The organism is Bacteroides sp. 4_1_36 (genome assembly GCF_003466325.1).
In the GTDB taxonomy this organism is placed as follows: Bacteria; Bacteroidota; Bacteroidia; order Bacteroidales; family Bacteroidaceae; genus Bacteroides; species Bacteroides uniformis.
Window position 1 is genome coordinate 1 of the sequence record NZ_QSOX01000019.1, and the last position, 16,559, is coordinate 16,559.

At 46.7% G+C, this 16,559-nt stretch carries 18 protein-coding genes; 14 read left to right on the top strand and 4 right to left on the bottom strand.

The genetic code is table 11. The features are described 5' to 3' along the window. Positions 1 to 183, top strand: a 183-nt coding sequence (locus tag DXD65_RS21315; protein ID WP_233556153.1) for a hypothetical protein, incomplete at its 5' end; no start/stop codon positions are given. Positions 184 to 243: 60 nt separating this feature from the next. On the opposite strand, the gene DXD65_RS15920 is transcribed toward DXD65_RS21315, so the two are convergent. After that, a complete protein-coding gene (locus tag DXD65_RS15920; protein WP_009037868.1) occupies positions 244 to 1,113 on the bottom strand; it encodes an NAD kinase in 870 nt (289 codons plus the stop codon). A 104-nt stretch (positions 1,114 to 1,217) separates the two neighbouring features. Here DXD65_RS15920 and DXD65_RS15925 point away from each other — a divergent pair, with 104 nt between their 5' ends. The 13 genes from DXD65_RS15925 to folE all read left to right on the top strand — a co-directional run bounded on the left by DXD65_RS15925 (position 1,218) and on the right by folE (position 12,365). Continuing rightward, complete coding sequence (locus DXD65_RS15925; protein WP_005833357.1) at positions 1,218 to 1,931, top strand: pyridoxine 5'-phosphate synthase; 714 nt, start codon at positions 1,218 to 1,220, stop codon at positions 1,929 to 1,931. Then, entirely contained in the window at positions 1,931 to 2,647 is a 717-nt protein-coding gene (locus DXD65_RS15930; RefSeq protein WP_005833356.1) for a MotA/TolQ/ExbB proton channel family protein, read from the top strand. The genes DXD65_RS15925 and DXD65_RS15930 overlap by 1 nt, the downstream gene beginning before the upstream one ends. Positions 2,648 to 2,681: 34 nt before the next feature. Continuing rightward, positions 2,682 to 3,092, top strand: coding sequence for an ExbD/TolR family protein (locus DXD65_RS15935; RefSeq protein ID WP_005833355.1), 411 nt, complete (start codon positions 2,682 to 2,684; stop codon positions 3,090 to 3,092). Between the two features lie 34 nt (positions 3,093 to 3,126). Next, positions 3,127 to 3,945, top strand: a complete 819-nt coding sequence (locus DXD65_RS15940) for a TonB family protein (RefSeq protein WP_005829957.1) — start codon at positions 3,127 to 3,129, stop codon at positions 3,943 to 3,945. Between the two features lie 14 nt (positions 3,946 to 3,959). Then, positions 3,960 to 4,514: a DJ-1 family glyoxalase III gene (locus DXD65_RS15945; RefSeq protein ID WP_005829959.1), complete on the top strand. Its 555-nt coding sequence runs from the start codon at positions 3,960 to 3,962 to the stop codon at positions 4,512 to 4,514. Positions 4,515 to 4,555: 41 nt separating this feature from the next. Further along, positions 4,556 to 5,230: a 2-C-methyl-D-erythritol 4-phosphate cytidylyltransferase gene (locus DXD65_RS15950; RefSeq protein WP_005833354.1), complete on the top strand. Its 675-nt coding sequence runs from the start codon at positions 4,556 to 4,558 to the stop codon at positions 5,228 to 5,230. After that, entirely contained in the window at positions 5,218 to 7,314 is a 2,097-nt protein-coding gene (gene recG / locus DXD65_RS15955; protein ID WP_057258795.1) for an ATP-dependent DNA helicase RecG, read from the top strand. Before DXD65_RS15950 ends, recG begins: the two co-directional genes overlap by 13 nt. Before the next feature lie 269 nt (positions 7,315 to 7,583). Beyond that, complete coding sequence (locus DXD65_RS15960) at positions 7,584 to 8,453, top strand: M23 family metallopeptidase (RefSeq protein WP_005837478.1); 870 nt, start codon at positions 7,584 to 7,586, stop codon at positions 8,451 to 8,453. Positions 8,454 to 8,562: 109 nt separating this feature from the next. Next, positions 8,563 to 9,105 (top strand): DUF1599 domain-containing protein, encoded by a 543-nt coding sequence (locus tag DXD65_RS15965; protein WP_057258796.1) that lies wholly within the window; start codon positions 8,563 to 8,565, stop codon positions 9,103 to 9,105. Then, positions 9,095 to 10,387, top strand: a complete 1,293-nt coding sequence (locus DXD65_RS15970; protein ID WP_057258797.1) for a BT_3928 family protein — start codon at positions 9,095 to 9,097, stop codon at positions 10,385 to 10,387. The genes DXD65_RS15965 and DXD65_RS15970 overlap by 11 nt, the downstream gene beginning before the upstream one ends. 65 nt (positions 10,388 to 10,452) lie before the next feature. Continuing rightward, positions 10,453 to 11,208 carry a triose-phosphate isomerase gene (tpiA, locus tag DXD65_RS15975; RefSeq protein ID WP_005829974.1) on the top strand — a complete coding sequence of 252 codons (756 nt, stop codon included), beginning with the start codon at positions 10,453 to 10,455 and terminating at the stop codon, positions 11,206 to 11,208. 101 nt (positions 11,209 to 11,309) lie between these two features. Further along, complete coding sequence (locus tag DXD65_RS15980; protein ID WP_005829980.1) at positions 11,310 to 11,768, top strand: SPOR domain-containing protein; 459 nt, start codon at positions 11,310 to 11,312, stop codon at positions 11,766 to 11,768. A 9-nt stretch (positions 11,769 to 11,777) separates the two neighbouring features. Continuing rightward, complete coding sequence (gene folE, locus DXD65_RS15985; protein WP_005829983.1) at positions 11,778 to 12,365, top strand: GTP cyclohydrolase I FolE; 588 nt, start codon at positions 11,778 to 11,780, stop codon at positions 12,363 to 12,365. 22 nt (positions 12,366 to 12,387) lie between these two features. Here folE and dnaG read toward each other — a convergent pair whose 3' ends face one another. From dnaG to DXD65_RS16000, 3 genes are all read right to left on the bottom strand, one after another. Then, positions 12,388 to 14,490, bottom strand: a complete 2,103-nt coding sequence (dnaG, locus tag DXD65_RS15990; RefSeq protein WP_117887784.1) for a DNA primase — start codon at positions 14,488 to 14,490, stop codon at positions 12,388 to 12,390. Positions 14,491 to 14,577: 87 nt separating this feature from the next. Then, positions 14,578 to 15,351 (bottom strand): prephenate dehydrogenase, encoded by a 774-nt coding sequence (locus tag DXD65_RS15995; RefSeq protein ID WP_117887785.1) that lies wholly within the window; start codon positions 15,349 to 15,351, stop codon positions 14,578 to 14,580. Positions 15,352 to 15,436: 85 nt separating this feature from the next. After that, a complete protein-coding gene (locus DXD65_RS16000) occupies positions 15,437 to 16,504 on the bottom strand; it encodes a bifunctional 3-deoxy-7-phosphoheptulonate synthase/chorismate mutase type II (protein WP_005829998.1) in 1,068 nt (355 codons plus the stop codon). Between the last annotated feature and the right edge of the window lie 55 nt (positions 16,505 to 16,559).

The following is a 16,559-nucleotide window of genomic DNA, read 5'->3' on the forward strand; positions in this document are numbered from 1 at the left end:
CCGTCTACTGATATCGGTTATAAAAAGAAAAAGCGTCTAGCTAAATCAGGAAAAGACATACATTACATTTACAGCGTTGTTACATCCTTATGTAAAAGACGTTACATGCCGGGGAAAGACTCTTTACACACCGGGGTAAAGGCCGTTACATATCGGGGTAAAGGTAGTTACATCCTGGGGTAAATGGAGTTCCCCACTGAGGTAAATAAGTTATCCTGCTGGAGTGAATGAAGTGATATAGGCTTATCTGATGTCCGCCCCCCACATTAGTTTATTGCGAAGGGTATCAAAGAAAATATGGTTGAACCGTTTCACTACCTTTATGCTATAGTCGGCACGTGAGATGTGCAACTGGGTCGTTTCTTTGCAGGACTCGCTACGGCCGTCGATGGCAACCAAGAAGTTGTGGCTGCGGCTTTCCACATCAAGTGTAATTTCCCAGTCGTCACAAATGACGATGGGACGGACGTTGAGGCTGTGTGGAGCCACCGGGGTGATGGCAATGGTTTTACTGTGGGGCACAATGACCGGACCGCCGACGCTGAGTGAGTAGGCGGTGGAACCGGTAGGTGTGGAGATAACTAGGCCGTCAGCTTGATAAGTGGTCAACGGAGCGCCATTGATGGCGGCGTGGATACTGATCATGGACGAACTGTCCCGCTTCAATACGGCTATCTCATTGAGGGCGTAAGGGGATTGCATCAAGCGTTCATCGTCGCACCTCAATTGCAGTACACTACGCTCTTCCACCTTATAGTGGTTGTTGTAGATTTCATCGAAGGTCTCTTCCATCTCTTCCGGTGAGATGTCGGCAAGGAAACCCAGCCGGCCGGTATTGATGCCCAATATGGGGATATTCTTCTTTCCTACACGGCTGGCTGCTTTCAGGAAAGTGCCGTCGCCACCGATGCTGATAACCATGTCGGCACAGAAATCATCTCCGTCAAACAATTCGGCGTCAGGTATGTTTAAATGTAAATCGGTAGTCAGGAAGTGATGGAATTCCCGGCAGATGCAGAGCTGTGCATTATGCTGTCCGAGCAACCGGAAGAGGTTTTCTGCATGCGAGGATTTCTTTGCTTGGTAGGTATTTCCGAATATGGCAAATTTCATAATCAATTCTGTTGGATTGAAGTGCAAAGATGCTATTTTTTTCTCAGAATGCTGCCAATATATAACTATTATTTGTACTTTTGTCCCAAACTATAAACCGAATTATGACTAGATTAAGCGTTAATATAAATAAGGTGGCAACGCTGCGCAATGCCCGTGGAGGTGATGTCCCGAATGTTGTGAAGGTAGCGCTGGATTGTGAAGACTTTGGTGCTGATGGCATTACGGTGCATCCCCGTCCTGACGAGAGGCATATCCGCCGTAAGGATGTATATGATTTGCGGCCGTTGCTGCGGACAGAGTTCAATATCGAGGGTTATCCTACACCCGAATTTATGGATTTGGTCTTGAAGGTGAAACCGCATCAGGTAACTTTGGTGCCCGACAGCCCTACACAGCTGACTTCAAACGCAGGCTGGGATACCAAGACCCATTTTGACTTCTTGAACGAAGTGTTGGATGAGTTCAACAATGCTGGTATCCGTACTTCCGTATTTGTTTCCACCGATGCCGAAATGATAGAATATGCTGCCAAAGCCGGTGCCGACCGCGTGGAGCTATATACGGAACCTTATGCTACGGCTTATCCCAAAGGACGGGAAGCGGCTGTAGCTCCTTTTGTCGAGGCTGCCAAGGTGGCCCGCAGCTTAGGTCTGGGGCTGAATGCCGGACATGATCTGAGTCTGGTGAATCTGAATTATTTTTATCAAAACATTCCGTGGCTGGACGAGGTATCCATCGGGCATGCGCTGATTAGTGACGCGTTGTATCTGGGATTGGAGCGTACGGTCAAGGAATATAAAAACTGTCTTCGCTGATGAATGTAATGTTGTTATTGGCCCAAGTGGCTCCGGCACTGACTGACTCTATTGCAGGTGCCAATCCGGTACTGACACAAGTAAACGCTTCCGACGAAATGAATTTATGGAGCATGGCCATCAAAGGTGGCTGGATTATGATTGTCTTGGGTTTGATGTCCGTACTTTGTTTCTACATCTTGTTTGAACGTAATTATGTTATCCGGAAGGCGGGGAAAGAAGACCCTCAGTTCATGGATAAAATAAAGGATTATATTTTGGGTGGGGAATTGAAAGCTGCCATTGCTTATTGTCGCAGTGTGGATACTCCCTCGGCCCGTATGATTGAAAAGGGTATCAGCCGTTTGGGACGCCCGGTGAACGATGTGCAGGCTGCCATCGAGAATGTGGGTAATATTGAGGTTGCCAAACTGGAGAAGGGAATGACGATTATGGCCACGATTTCCGGTGGCGCTCCTATGCTAGGCTTCCTTGGCACGGTGACGGGTATGGTACGTGCATTTTGGCAAATGGCAAATGCCGGAAATAATATTGATATAACGTTGCTTTCCGGTGGTATTTATGAGGCGATGATTACTACGGTGGGCGGTTTGATAGTCGGTATCATAGCTATGTTTGCCTACAATTACCTGGTGACATTGATAGATGGCGTGGTCAACAAGATGGAAGCCAAGACAATGGCATTCATGGATTTGTTGAACGAACCGGCGAAATGATTAATTAAAGAATTAAGAATTAAAACTTAAAGGCGTGTTAAAACGTAGAGCTAAAATATCACCCAATTTCAGTATGGCGTCCATGACGGACCTGATTTTCCTGCTGCTGATTTTCTTTATGATAACATCTACCATGGTATCGCCCAATGCTATCAAGGTACTGCTGCCGCAGGGAAAGCAACAGACTTCTGCAAAGCCTTTGACAAGAGTCATCATAGATAAGAATCTGAATTATTATGCTGCTTTTGGCAATGACAAGGAACTGTCTCTGACGCTTGAAGAATTGACTCCTTTCCTACAATCGTGTGCGGAGAGGGAGCCTGAAATGTATATAGCTTTGTATGCTGACGAAACAGTGCCTTACCGGGAAATCGTGAAGGTGCTGAACATTGCAAACGAGAATAAATTCAAGATGGTGCTGGCTACACGACCACCGGAAAACTAAATCGTACATTGTACATGGCTAAATTGTAAATGCAATGGTGAATCGGAAGAAGAAAGGAAAATATATAGGTATGGCAGGTGCACTTGTGGTGCATGTTGCCATTATTGCCCTTCTGATACTGGTAGGATTCACACCGCCGGAACCCTCGGAAGAAGGCGGTGTACCCGTTATGCTGGGAGAGGTGCCCGATGCACTGGGCGCTGCCGACCCTTCTTTAGTAAAGGTGGATGTCATGCCGGAGGAAACCGCTCCTCAGGTGCAGGAAACGGTGGAGCAGGACATCATTACGCAGGAAACTGAAGAAACCGTTGCCATAAAGCCCAAAGCCGAACCCAAGAAAAAGGAGGAGGTGAAGAAACCGGAAAAGACGGAAGCCGAAAAAGCGGAAGAGGCCCGCAAACTGGCAGCGGCAAAAGCCGAACGGGAACGTAAGGAAGCCGAGGAAGCTGCCCGTAAACGGGTAGCTGGCGCTTTTGGCAAAGGTGCCCAAATGGGTAGTAAAGGCGATACGGAAGGCGAAGGTATTCAAGGAAGTCCTACGGGAAATGCTCCGTCCGGAGCCACTTCGGGTACGGGAGGCTACGGCTCGTTTAATTTGGGCGGACGTTCTCTTGGTGAGGGCGGATTGCCGCGGCCGGTATATAATGTGCAGGATGAAGGTAGGGTTGTGGTGACCATCACAGTGAACCCTGCCGGACATGTGATAGCAACCAGCATCAACCGCCAGACCAATACCGTCAATCCCGCATTGCGGAAAGCGGCGGAGGATGCTGCCAAGAAAGCCCGTTTCAATGCGGTAAGCGGCTTGAACAATCAGACGGGAACAATAACGTATTATTTTAATCTAAAATAAGAGGAGGAACAATTATGGGTACAGTTTATGTTTTTTTTGCCGACGGATTTGAAGAAATAGAAGCTTTTACTTCTGTGGATGTGATGAGACGCGCCGGACTGAACGTAGAAATGGTGACGGTAACCCCTGATGAAATAGTGACGGGAGCACACGATGTTCCGGTCTTGTGCGATAAGAATGTAGTGAACTGCGACTTCTTTGATGCAGAGCTTGTATTATTGCCTGGCGGTATGCCGGGTGCGTCCACTTTGGAGAAGTGTGGAGAACTGCGTAATCTGGTACTGCGTTTTGCCCAAGAGCAGAAACCGATTGCTGCTATTTGTGCGGCTCCTATGGTATTGGGTAAGCTGGGATTGCTGAAAGGCAAGAAGGCTACTTGCTATCCCGGCTTTGAACAGTATTTGGAAGGTGCCGAATGTACGGGTGCTCCGGTAGAAAGAGATGGCAATATCATCACTGGTAAAGGACCGGGCGCTGCCATGGAGTTTGCATTGGCCGTAGTGGAGCTGTTGCAAGGCAAAGAGAAGGTGCAGGAACTGAAAGAAGCTATGTGCGTAACGGATTTATGATTTTAAATCATAAATCATAAATCATAAATCATAAATCATAAATGGTTCAGTATGCTCTGATTGTTGCCGGTGGTAAGGGGTTGCGCATGGGGACCGAACTCCCCAAACAGTTTCTCCCGATAGGGGGGAAACCTGTTTTGATGCGCACTCTGGAGGCGTTTTATGACTACAATGCTGAGATACGGATAATATTGGTACTTCCCCACAGCCAGCAGGATTACTGGAGGCAGCTGTGCAGGGAGTACCGTTTTTCATTGCCGCATGCCATTGCAGATGGGGGGGAGACGCGGTTCCACTCCGTAAAGAACGGTTTGGCTTTGGTCAAGACACCTGCTTTGGTCGGTGTGCACGATGGGGTGCGTCCGTTCGTGGCCCGGGAAGTGATTGCACGCTGTTATGACTTGGCGGCCGAGAAAAAGGCCGTAATTCCGGTAATCGGTGTGGTAGAGACCGTTCGCCGTATGGAAGGGGAAAGCAGTGTGACTGTCGGCAGGGATGATTATAGATTGGTGCAGACTCCCCAGGTTTTTGATGCGGAACTGCTGAAAGCGGCATACGAGCAGCCCTATACACCCCATTTTACCGATGATGCTTCTGTGGTGGAGGCATTGGGTGTATCTGTCTTTTTGACGCCGGGAAACCGGGAAAACATTAAAATAACCACTCCTTTTGATTTAAAAATAGCCACAGCTCTGATAGGTTCATGTTCGATTTAGCCACGCGTGACATAAAATATTTGTCGGGCGTCGGGCCGCAGCGTGCTTCGGTGCTCAATAAGGAATTGGGCATTTACTCCTTGCACGATTTGCTATATTACTTTCCATATAAATATGTAGACCGCAGTCGGATTTATTATATTCAGGAGATCGATGGGACGATGCCCTATATTCAGCTGAAAGGTGAAATACTAAGTTTTGAGACGGCTGGAGAAGGGCGCCAGCGCAGGTTGATTGCTCATTTCTCGGACGGTACGGGGGTGGTGGACCTGGTTTGGTTCCAGGGCATCAAATATTTGGTAGGGAAGTATAAAGTGCATCAGGAATATATTGTGTTCGGAAAACCGACCTTCTTCAATGGTAGAATAAATATGGCTCATCCGGATATAGACTCTGCTTCGGATTTGAAATTGTCGTCCATGGGGTTACAACCTTATTATAATACGACTGAAAAGATGAAACGGAGTTCTCTCAATTCGCATGCCATCGAGAAGATGATGAATACGGTGGTGCAGCAGTTGCGTGAGCCGTTGCCCGAGACCCTTTCTCCCGCTATACTTGCCGAGCATCATCTGATGCCGTTGACGGAAGCTTTGGTCAATATACACTTTCCCGCTAATCCGGATTTATTGCGTAAGGCACAGTATCGCCTGAAGTTTGAGGAGCTCTTTTACGTACAGTTGAATATCCTGAGGTATGCAAAAGACCGTCAGCGGAAATATCGCGGTTATATTTTTGAAAGGGTGGGCGAAGTGTTCAATACCTTCTACTCCCGTAATCTTCCTTTTGAACTGACCAATGCACAGAAGCGGGTATTGAAGGAAATCCGTAAGGATGTAGGCTCAGGAAAGCAGATGAACCGCTTGCTGCAAGGGGATGTGGGAAGTGGAAAGACGCTTGTCGCACTGATGAGTATGTTGATGGCGCTCGATAATGGTTTTCAGGCATGCATGATGGCACCTACCGAGATTTTGGCAAACCAGCACTATGAAACCATCCGTGAGCTGCTGTATGGAATGGAGGTACGTGTGGAACTGTTGACCGGTTCTGTTAAGGGCAAGCGGCGCGAAGCTATCCTTGTCGGTTTGTTGACGGGAGACATACATATACTGATAGGTACCCATGCCGTCATTGAAGATACGGTGAATTTTGCTTCGCTCGGTTTGGTTGTGATTGACGAGCAGCATCGTTTCGGTGTGGCCCAACGGGCACGGTTGTGGACAAAGAATGTGCAGCCTCCCCATGTATTGGTGATGACGGCAACCCCGATTCCCCGTACATTGGCAATGACGCTTTATGGCGATTTGGATGTGTCTGTCATCGATGAATTGCCTCCCGGACGTAAACCGATTGTCACTCTTCATCAGTTTGATAGCCGTCGGATAAGCTTGTATCAGTCCATGCACAAGCAGATTGCCGAAGGCCGGCAGGTCTATATTGTCTACCCGCTGATTAAGGAAAGCGAAAAGATTGACTTAAAGAACCTTGAAGAAGGGTATCTGCATGTTTGTGAAGAGTTTCCCGAGTATAGGGTTTGCAAGGTACATGGAAAGATGAAACCTGCTGAAAAGGATGCTCAGATGCAATTGTTTGTATCCGGCGAGGCACAGATAATGGTGGCTACCACCGTGATTGAGGTAGGTGTAAATGTGCCCAATGCTTCGGTGATGGTGATTGAGAACGCCGAGCGTTTCGGGCTGTCCCAGCTTCATCAGCTTCGGGGACGTGTAGGACGTGGAGCTGACCAGTCCTATTGTATCCTGGTTACCGGCTACAAGTTGGCGGAGGATACAAGGAAGCGTTTGGAGATAATGGTGCGGACTAATGACGGCTTTGAAATAGCGGAAGCAGACTTGAAACTACGTGGTCCTGGAGATTTGGAAGGGACACAGCAGAGCGGCATTGCTTTCGACCTGAAGATTGCCGATATAGCCCGTGACGGACAATTGCTGCAATATGTCCGTGAAGTGGCGCAAACGGTGGTGGATGCAGATCCACATGGCATGTTGCCTGAGAATGAGGTCTTGTGGCGACAACTGAAAGCGTTGAGAAAAACGAACATTAATTGGGCTGCCATTAGCTGAAAAAACGGTTAAACATGCACTTTTATTGCATTTTATGTTGTAAAACATGTTTGCTTGTAAATCTCCTATCCATAGGGAATTAAGGCTTCTTTGCGGGCCTTGTAGTTCCCTCCACTTCGAAAAAATAGTTAATGACTGATGTCGTTTTTCAGAGAGAAATGTTACCTTTGGGAGAATTTTTGAAAATCAATCTGGATATTCGCATAGAACAGGTGGTGTTTGATTTGCCGAGATGCTTGCAACGGATATCAAAATGAATGACGAAACGGATGAATTTTAATTGGATAAAAACTGCTTTATTGGCTGCGACGGCAATGGTTAGCTTGAATTCTTTCTCGCAAGACCTGATTGCCCGCCAGGCCCCTATCGACAGAAAACTTAAGAGTGTTGATTCACTGGCTTTGCAAAAACAGATACGTGCAGAACAATCATTGTATCCGGGTTTGGATTTGTATCCCAACTGGAACAACGAATTCGTACAAGCCTATGGCAATGCGATTGTGCCTGAGAGCTATACATTTGATTTGACAGGTTTCTGTATGCCTACTCCCAATACCCGTATCACAGATGTATTCGGTTACCGTCCCCGGAGAAGAAGAGCTCATTATGGTTTGGATATCAAGGTGTATGTAGGCGATACAATCCGTGCGGCTTTTGATGGAAAAGTACGCGTTGTCAAGAATCAAGGTCGTCGTGGATACGGCAAATACGTCGTTATTCGTCACGACAATGGCTTGGAAACCGTTTACGGACACTTGTCTAAACAATTAGTTGATACAAACCAGTTGGTAAAAGCCGGCGAACCGATTGCATTGGGAGGAAATACCGGACGTTCTACCGGTTCACACCTTCACTTTGAAACCCGTTTCTTGGGTATTCCCATCAATCCTGCGCTTATGTTTGATTTTGAAAAGCAGGATATCGTAGCTGATTCCTATACTTTCCATAAAACAAAAGGCTCTTCCGGTACGGCGCGTAGCATGGCATCGGGTGAAGGTCTGTTCTATAAGGTAAAGAAGGGAGACACATTGGGACGGATTGCAGCACGTCAGGGAACCTCCATCGACAAGCTTTGCAAACTGAACAGAATTACGCGTAAAACAATCCTGAGACCGGGACAAGTACTGCGCTGCTCATAAAAACGTAAACAATCTCTATAGAAGAGGGTACTTTAATAGATTTTAGAGTGCCCTCTTTTTCTTTTTCTTTAATTATTCCTATCTTTGCAGCGCACTGTGAAAAAAGGAAATGAAAGATACCAAGCAACAATTTGAACATGTCATTGCGGTTTGCCGTGACTTGTTCTCTAAGAAACTTCATGATTACGGTCCGGCGTGGCGCATTCTTCGTCCGTCTTCCGTAACAGATCAGATATTCATCAAAGCCAACCGTATCAGAAGTATTGAAACGAAAGGGGTGACTTTGGTAGACGAAGGCATCCGTTCTGAATTCATAGCTATTGTCAACTATGGAATTGTAGGGCTGATACAGTTGGAACTTGGTTATGCCGAAGCTGCCGATATGACCAATGAAGAGGCATTGGTGCTGTATGACAAATATGCCAAAACCTCTTTGGAGCTGATGCTTGCCAAAAATCATGACTATGATGAGGCTTGGCGTAGTATGCGTATCAGTTCGTATACGGATTTGATATTGATGAAGATTTACCGGACAAAGCAGATTGAAAGCTTGTCCGGAGCGACTTTGGTTTCGGAAGGTATTGATGCCAACTATATGGATATGATTAACTATTCTGTATTCGGCTTAATTAAGATTAAATTTGGAGATTGACAAGAAACATATTGTCGGGAAAGTTTGGGTGAACCTCTGCCGTTTTCTGCTGGGGGCTTTGTTCATATTTTCCGGATTTGTGAAAGCTGTTGATCCGTTGGGTTTCTTCTATAAAATTCAAGATTACCTGACGGCTTTCGGCATGATTTCCTGGTTTCCTTCTTATGCGCCCTTGCTGGTAGGGATAGCGTTGTCTGCCATAGAGTTCAGTGTAGGTGTTTTCTTGTTTTTGGGTATACGCCGGAAGGTGGCATCTGCATTGGCATTATTGCTGATGGTTGTAATGACTCCGCTGACACTTTATCTGGCTTTGGCGAATCCGGTATCCGACTGCGGATGCTTCGGTGATGCGTGGATATTGACCAATTGGCAGACTTTCGGCAAGAACGTAGTATTGTTGGTGGCGGCAGTATCTGTATTCAAGTGGCAGGATTTACTGGTACGTTTCATTACTCCGAAGATGGAGTGGATGATTTCCATGTATACGTTTCTATTTGTGTTTGCGTTGTCCTTCTATTGCCTGGAGAATTTGCCGATACTTGATTTCCGACCTTACAGAATTGGAGCGAATATCAAGGCGGGCATGGAAATTCCGGAAGGTGCTAAACCAAGCGTGTTTGAAAGCCGGTTCATTTTGGAAAAAGGAGGAAAGCGTCAGGAATTTACATTGGATAACTATCCGGACAGTACATGGACGTTTGTAGAATCGCGTACGATACTGAAGGAAAAAGGTTATGAACCTCCCATTCACGATTTTTCCATGATGAGTCTGGATACATGGGAAGATATAACGGACAGCGTACTGTCGGATAAAGGATATACGTTTCTGCTGGTTGCCCATCGGATAGAAGGAGCGGACGACAGTAACATCGACCTTATCAATGAAATATACGATTACAGTGTGGAGCATGGTTATGGCTTTTATGCCTTGACTTCATCTCCGGAAGACGAGATAGAATTGTGGCGTGACAAGACTGGAGCAGAATACCCTTTCTGCCAGACAGATGATATTACGCTGAAGACCATTATCCGTTCAAATCCCGGTTTGCTGTTGGTAAAGGACGGAACAATTTTGAATAAGTGGAGTGACAACCGGCTGCCTGATGAATATGTGCTGACCGATAGCCTGGACAAGTTGGAATTGGGCAAGCAGAAGCAGGAAAGTGACTTACAAACAATAGGCTATGTGTTGCTGTGGTTCATCCTTCCTCTGATGATGGTGCTTTGTGTCGATATTTTAGTCGTAAGGCGCCGAGAGAAACAACGCCTCAGACAACAATAGTATCAAATAGTAAATAGTAAATTGTCAAATAGTAAATACATTAACCCTTTTAATAATAAAACAAAATGAGAAAAAACATTGTTGCAGGAAACTGGAAAATGAACAAAACCCTCCAAGAGGGTATTGCTCTTGCAAAAGAACTGAATGAAACATTGGCTAACGAAAAGCCTAACTGTGATGTAATCATCTGTACTCCGTTTATCCACCTGGCATCTGTTACTCCTTTGGTAGACGCTGCCAAGATTGGTGTAGGTGCAGAAAACTGTGCAGACAAGGAGTCAGGCGCATATACCGGCGAAGTATCAGCTGCTATGGTTGCTTCTACTGGTGCAAAATATGTCATTCTGGGTCACTCTGAACGTCGTGCTTACTATGGTGAAACAGTTGCTATTCTGGAAGAAAAAGTAAAATTGGCTTTGGCTAACGGTCTGACTCCGATTTTCTGTATCGGTGAGGTATTGGAAGAACGTGAAGCAAACAAGCAGAATGAAGTGGTAGCCGCTCAGCTGGCTTCTGTATTCTCTTTGTCTGCCGAAGATTTCTCTAAGATTATTTTGGCTTACGAGCCGGTTTGGGCTATCGGTACCGGTAAGACTGCTACTGCAGAACAAGCACAGGAAATCCACGCTTTCATCCGTTCCTTGATTGCTGAAAAGTATGGTAAGGAAATTGCTGACAACTGCTCTATCCTTTATGGTGGCAGCTGTAAGCCTTCTAATGCAAAGGAACTGTTTGCCAACCCGGATGTTGACGGCGGTCTGATTGGTGGTGCTGCCTTGAAGGTTTCTGACTTCAAGGGTATCATCGATGCCTTTAATTAAATAGTTGAAAGCTGAAAGTTGAAAATGGATTGCATGTCGTATCTGCATAACTGTTTTCCATTTTCAGCTTTCCATTTTCCGTTATATAAAGATATTGACTCATGAAAAAGCTTGGTTTACTTTTAGTTGCATGTTTCGCTTTTGCAACGATTTCTGTAGCGCAGAATAATATTGTGAAAAGCCTGGAACGTAATGTGCCGGGACAAGGCAAGGTGACTATCCATCAAGATGCACGCATTGCGGCATTGATAGGTTCGGAGTATGTTCCTGCCGGTTCGGATGAGCAGAAAGTGATTAAAAGTTCGGGTTACCGCATACAAGTTTATGCAGGGAATAATACCCGTCAGGCCAAGAACGAAGCTTATGCGGTAGCTACCCGCATCAAGGAACATTTTCCCGAACTTACAGTTTATACCTCTTTCAATCCCCCTCGTTGGCTGTGCCGTGCAGGAGATTTCCGCAGTATCGAAGAAGCGGATGCCATGATGCGTCAGTTGCGGGCTACTGGTGTATTCAAGGAAGTTTCTATCGTGAAAGAGCAGATAAACATCCCCTTATAAAGAATTATCATGTTAGGAAAAGAAGAAATTGTATCTCCTTCATTAGATGAATTGAAGGAACATTATCACCGCATCCTTACTCTGTTGGGTGAAGATGCCGGACGTGAAGGTTTGCAGAAGACACCTGAACGGGTGGCGAAGGCCATGTTGTCGTTGACGAAAGGGTATCATATGGACCCTCACGAGGTACTCCGTTCAGCCAAGTTTCAAGAAGAATACAGTCAGATGGTGATTGTGAAAGACATTGATTTCTTCTCGCTTTGCGAACATCACATGCTTCCCTTCTACGGAAAGGCACATGTGGCATATATTCCTAACGGCTACATTACCGGACTGAGCAAGATAGCCCGCGTAGTGGATATTTTCTCTCACCGCCTGCAAGTGCAGGAACGTATGACTCTCCAAATAAAAGAGTGTATTCAGGAGACGCTGAATCCGCTGGGGGTTATGGTTGTTGTGGAAGCCAAACACATGTGCATGCAGATGCGCGGAGTAGAGAAACAGAACTCCATTACCACTACATCCGATTTTACCGGAGCATTCAACCAAGCGAAGACCCGCGAGGAATTTATGAATTTAATCAGGCATAATTCTTGACGGAGAACTCCCCGAATTGAATTTAAAAATTCAGGATGACTCTGTCTCCCAGCCGCTTTGCCATGATGCTTTTTACTTTGTTCAATTCGTTGTAGCGCTCCATGATGCTGTTACACTGGGTTTCATCATTGGCTATGGCAGGGTTCTGTAACGCAAATAGGGTATGCTTCAATTCTTCGCAGACGATGGCATATTTGAAGTTTATCATTAACCGTGGAATTAGCTCATAGAGGCGTTCTTCGTCCGTCACCATTTGTTCTATCTGTGATTTCCTTAACTGATAGCGGTTGCTGATAAGTTCCACACTCAGCTTGCTGATGACGGGGTCGGGATGCGCCACAAAATACCGTTCGGCGGTAAAACCCTCATTGTGGATACGTTCGGTAGCCTCTGTCAGGATTTGCCGGTGAAGCGGATTGTGGAAGGCAAGCTCGTCCTCTTTTAAATCATTGACTATATATTCAGTTACAGTGATAGGGGTTTCCTGCCCCTCTTCATTGGTGACATTGCACATCACCCGCTCACCATAGAGCACTACCATCTTCAGAATAAGTCGTTCGTATTTATAGAACTCCTGGCCCTCCTTGCCCTCCTGTGGGATGAAGGATACATATTCTTCCTCGGGTGGAAAAGGTGGAGGTGTTTCGGAAGGGAGACCGGCAGGCAGTGATTCGGACGGATAGCCAGCTTGTTGTGCGTCGGGGCTGGTAGCTGTAGCTGCAGTATGACTGCCATTGACACCTGCTTCTGCATTGGCTCTTGCGGCATTGGCCGACCGACGCTCGCGTTCTGCTCGCTCAGCTTGTTGCTCGGCTTGCTTTTCGCGACGCTTGGCAACCTCAGAAACCAGCAGTTTATCTTCTACGTGCAATAATTGGGCGCACTCCTTGATATAGACATCACGCACAATGGCTTCGGGAATGATGGAAATGCTCTGCACAAGGTTTCCGATAAGCTCGGCACGCTTGATGGGGTCTTTTCCTGCATCTTCCAGCAACAGATTGGTTTTGAAGCGGATAAAGTCCGTTTCATTCTCTTGTATGAAGGCCTGGAACTCCGTCGCATTGTGTTTGCGTGCAAAGGAGTCCGGGTCGTCACCGTCGGGCAGGAGGCAGACTTTGACGTTCATGCCTTCTTCCAGCAACATATCAATACCTCGGATAGAGGCCTTTATACCGGCAGCGTCACCGTCGTAGAGCACTGTCATATTGTTGGTGAAACGATGAATCATCCGGATTTGTCCGGGTGTCAATGCCGTGCCCGAAGAGGCAACCACATTCTCTATGCCCGATTGGTGCATGGAAATGACATCCGTATAACCTTCGACCAGAAAGCAACGGTCTTGTTTCACAATGGCTTGTTTGGCAAAATATATGCCATACAGTTCATTGCTTTTATGATAAATTTCCGATTCAGGCGAGTTGACGTACTTCACCTTGACGCCTTTGGTGGCGCCGGCAAGCACACGTCCCCCGAAAGCCACCACCTTGCCGGAGAGAGTGTGTACCGGAAAGATGACCCGCCCCCAGAAGCGGTCGCGCAGTCGGTGGTCGTCCGTCTCGTAGCAGAGGCCGGTCTTGACAAGATAATCCTTTTTATAGCCTTTTTTCAAAGCTTCCTGGGCAAGGGCATCGTGGCTCTCGGTACAATAGCCCAACTGGAACTTCTCGATGATGTCATCCCGGAAGCCGCGGCTGCGGAAATAGGCCATGCCGATACTCTGTCCGTCTACGTGGTTCTTTAGGATATTCTGGAAGTAGTCACGGGCAAAGTTGTTCACAATGAAGAGGCTTTCCCGTTCGCTCTGTGCTATCTTCTCCTCGCTGGATAGTTCGCGTTCTTTGATTTCAATGCCGTATTTTTTTGCGAGATATTTCAGCGCCTCAGGATAAGACATCTGTTCGTGCTCCATGATGAAATGCACTGCATTTCCTCCTTTTCCGCAGGCAAAGCACTTGCAGAGCCCTTTGGCGGGGGATACATAGAAAGAAGGGGTTTTGTCATCGTGGAAGGGACACAGTCCTACATAATTCACGCCGCGTTTGCGCAGGGTAACGAAGTCCGATACGACATCGTATATTTGTGCGGTATCGAGAATTCTGTCTATAGTGGGTTGGTCTATCATGAAAGCGGTTCTATTAACAGTGCAAAGATAAAAAAAATCCCTCGTTGAGGACGAGGGAACCTGATGTTTTCACAATGGACATTTTTTCTATTTAATCTTTTCTCTGATTTTGGTCAGATACTTCTTCATGCCTTCCGCATCCTTGTTGTTGATGATTTCCAGCAGATTCTTCAGTTCCAGGCGGATGTTCTCCACTTGTGAGGGAGTGCGCGGGTTGAAGAGAATTTCTTGGAGCAAGTAGTCATCTTCACTCAGCAGTCCTTTGGCAATAGCCATGTGCTTCTTGAATGTAGTGCCTGGAGCTTCCTGGTGTTTCATTACCGCTGCAAACACGAAGGTGGATACAAACGGAATGGACAGCGAATAGGCTACAGTCTCATCATGCTCGTCGAATGTATATTCGAAGATGTTCAGTTTCATTGTCTGGTAGAGGTCCTTGAAGAAGATTTTTCCCAAGTGGTCACCTTCGCTGATGATGATCGCATTCTCTGTATTCAGATTGCTGAGACTGGCAAAAGTAGGGCCGAACATGGGATGTGTCGATACATATCGGAAACCGCTTTCTTCGTAAAATTTCTTCAATCCGGTCTTTACCGAAGCAATGTCACTGATGATGCAGTCCTTAGGCAGTACTGGCAGCACTTGGCGGAAGGCGTCCAGTGTGTATTTCACCGTAGCGGCATTGATGACCAGTTCCGGCTCGAACTCCTTGATTTCCTCCAATGTAGTGAAGCGGTAGGTGTTGTAGACAAAACGCAGTTGGTGCGGGTTGACATCGAACACAGCCGTCTCGTGCTGGAAACTCAATATATCTGTAAAGAAAGAGCCGATTTTTCCGGCCCCAAGTATAAGTATTCTCATGATGTTTAATGTGCTAATGTGCTAATGTGCTTATTGCCATGCGGCATCACTGCGCAGCCAATAAGCACATTGGCACATTAAATAATTACTTATTTATAATTTCCATTTGTTGCCTCACACTTTCTTCGTGTATCGCCTCAAATACCTTTTTGATGAATTCAGCATCCATGCCACACAATGCGCCTTGCGAGCCGCGTTTCTCGAGGATTTCGTTGTAGCGTCCGGTTTGCAGGATGGTCATGTCATGCTCTTTTTTGTATGTACCGATTTCACGTGCCACACGCATCCGTTTGGCCAGCTCCTGAATAAGATTGTTGTCGCATTCGTCTATCTGCTTGCGCAATTCGCTGAGGTTCTCGGTGCTTTGTGTTTCCTTGCGGATGACCAGCAGGTTGAGGATGTAATCCAGCACATCCGGGGTGACTTGCTGGGCTGCATCGCTCCAGGCACAGTCCGGGTTGCAGTGGCTCTCGATAATCAGTCCGTTGAAGCCCAAATCCATAGCTTGCTGGCAGAGTGGAGCAACCAGTTCGCGCTTTCCACCTATGTGGCTGGGGTCACAGATAATAGGAAGGTTGGGAATTCGGCGGCGCAGCTCAATGGGGATATGCCATTGGGGCAAGTTACGGTAGAGCTTTTTGTCATAGCTGCTGAATCCGCGGTGGATGGCACCCAGACGTTTCAAGCCTGCATTGTTGATACGTTCCAAAGCTCCAATCCACAGCTCCAGGTCAGGATTTACCGGATTCTTCACCAGTACCGGGATATCTACGCCTTTCAGTGCATCGGCAATTTCCTGTACGGCGAAAGGATTGGCGGTGGTACGTGCACCTACCCAAAGAAGGTCAATTCCAGCCTTTAGGCATTCGTATACATGTTTGGCGGTAGCAACTTCTGTTGAAACGTACATGCCGGTTTCTTTCTTTACCTCCTTCAGCCATGCAAGGCCGTCTACGCCTACTCCTTCGAAGCCGCCCGGTTTGGTGCGCGGTTTCCAGATGCCGGCACGGAATAGCTTGAGGCCTTTGTCTGCCAATTGTTTGGCGGTGCTCATTACTTGTTCTTCGGTTTCGGCACTGCAGGGGCCGGCTATTACCATAGGGCGTTTGTCTTCAACACCAGGTAATGTGATAGGTTCTAATTCGAGTTCCATATTCTTTATTTGTTTAATAATATTCTTTAATTATGCTTTTTCTTCCTTGTGACGT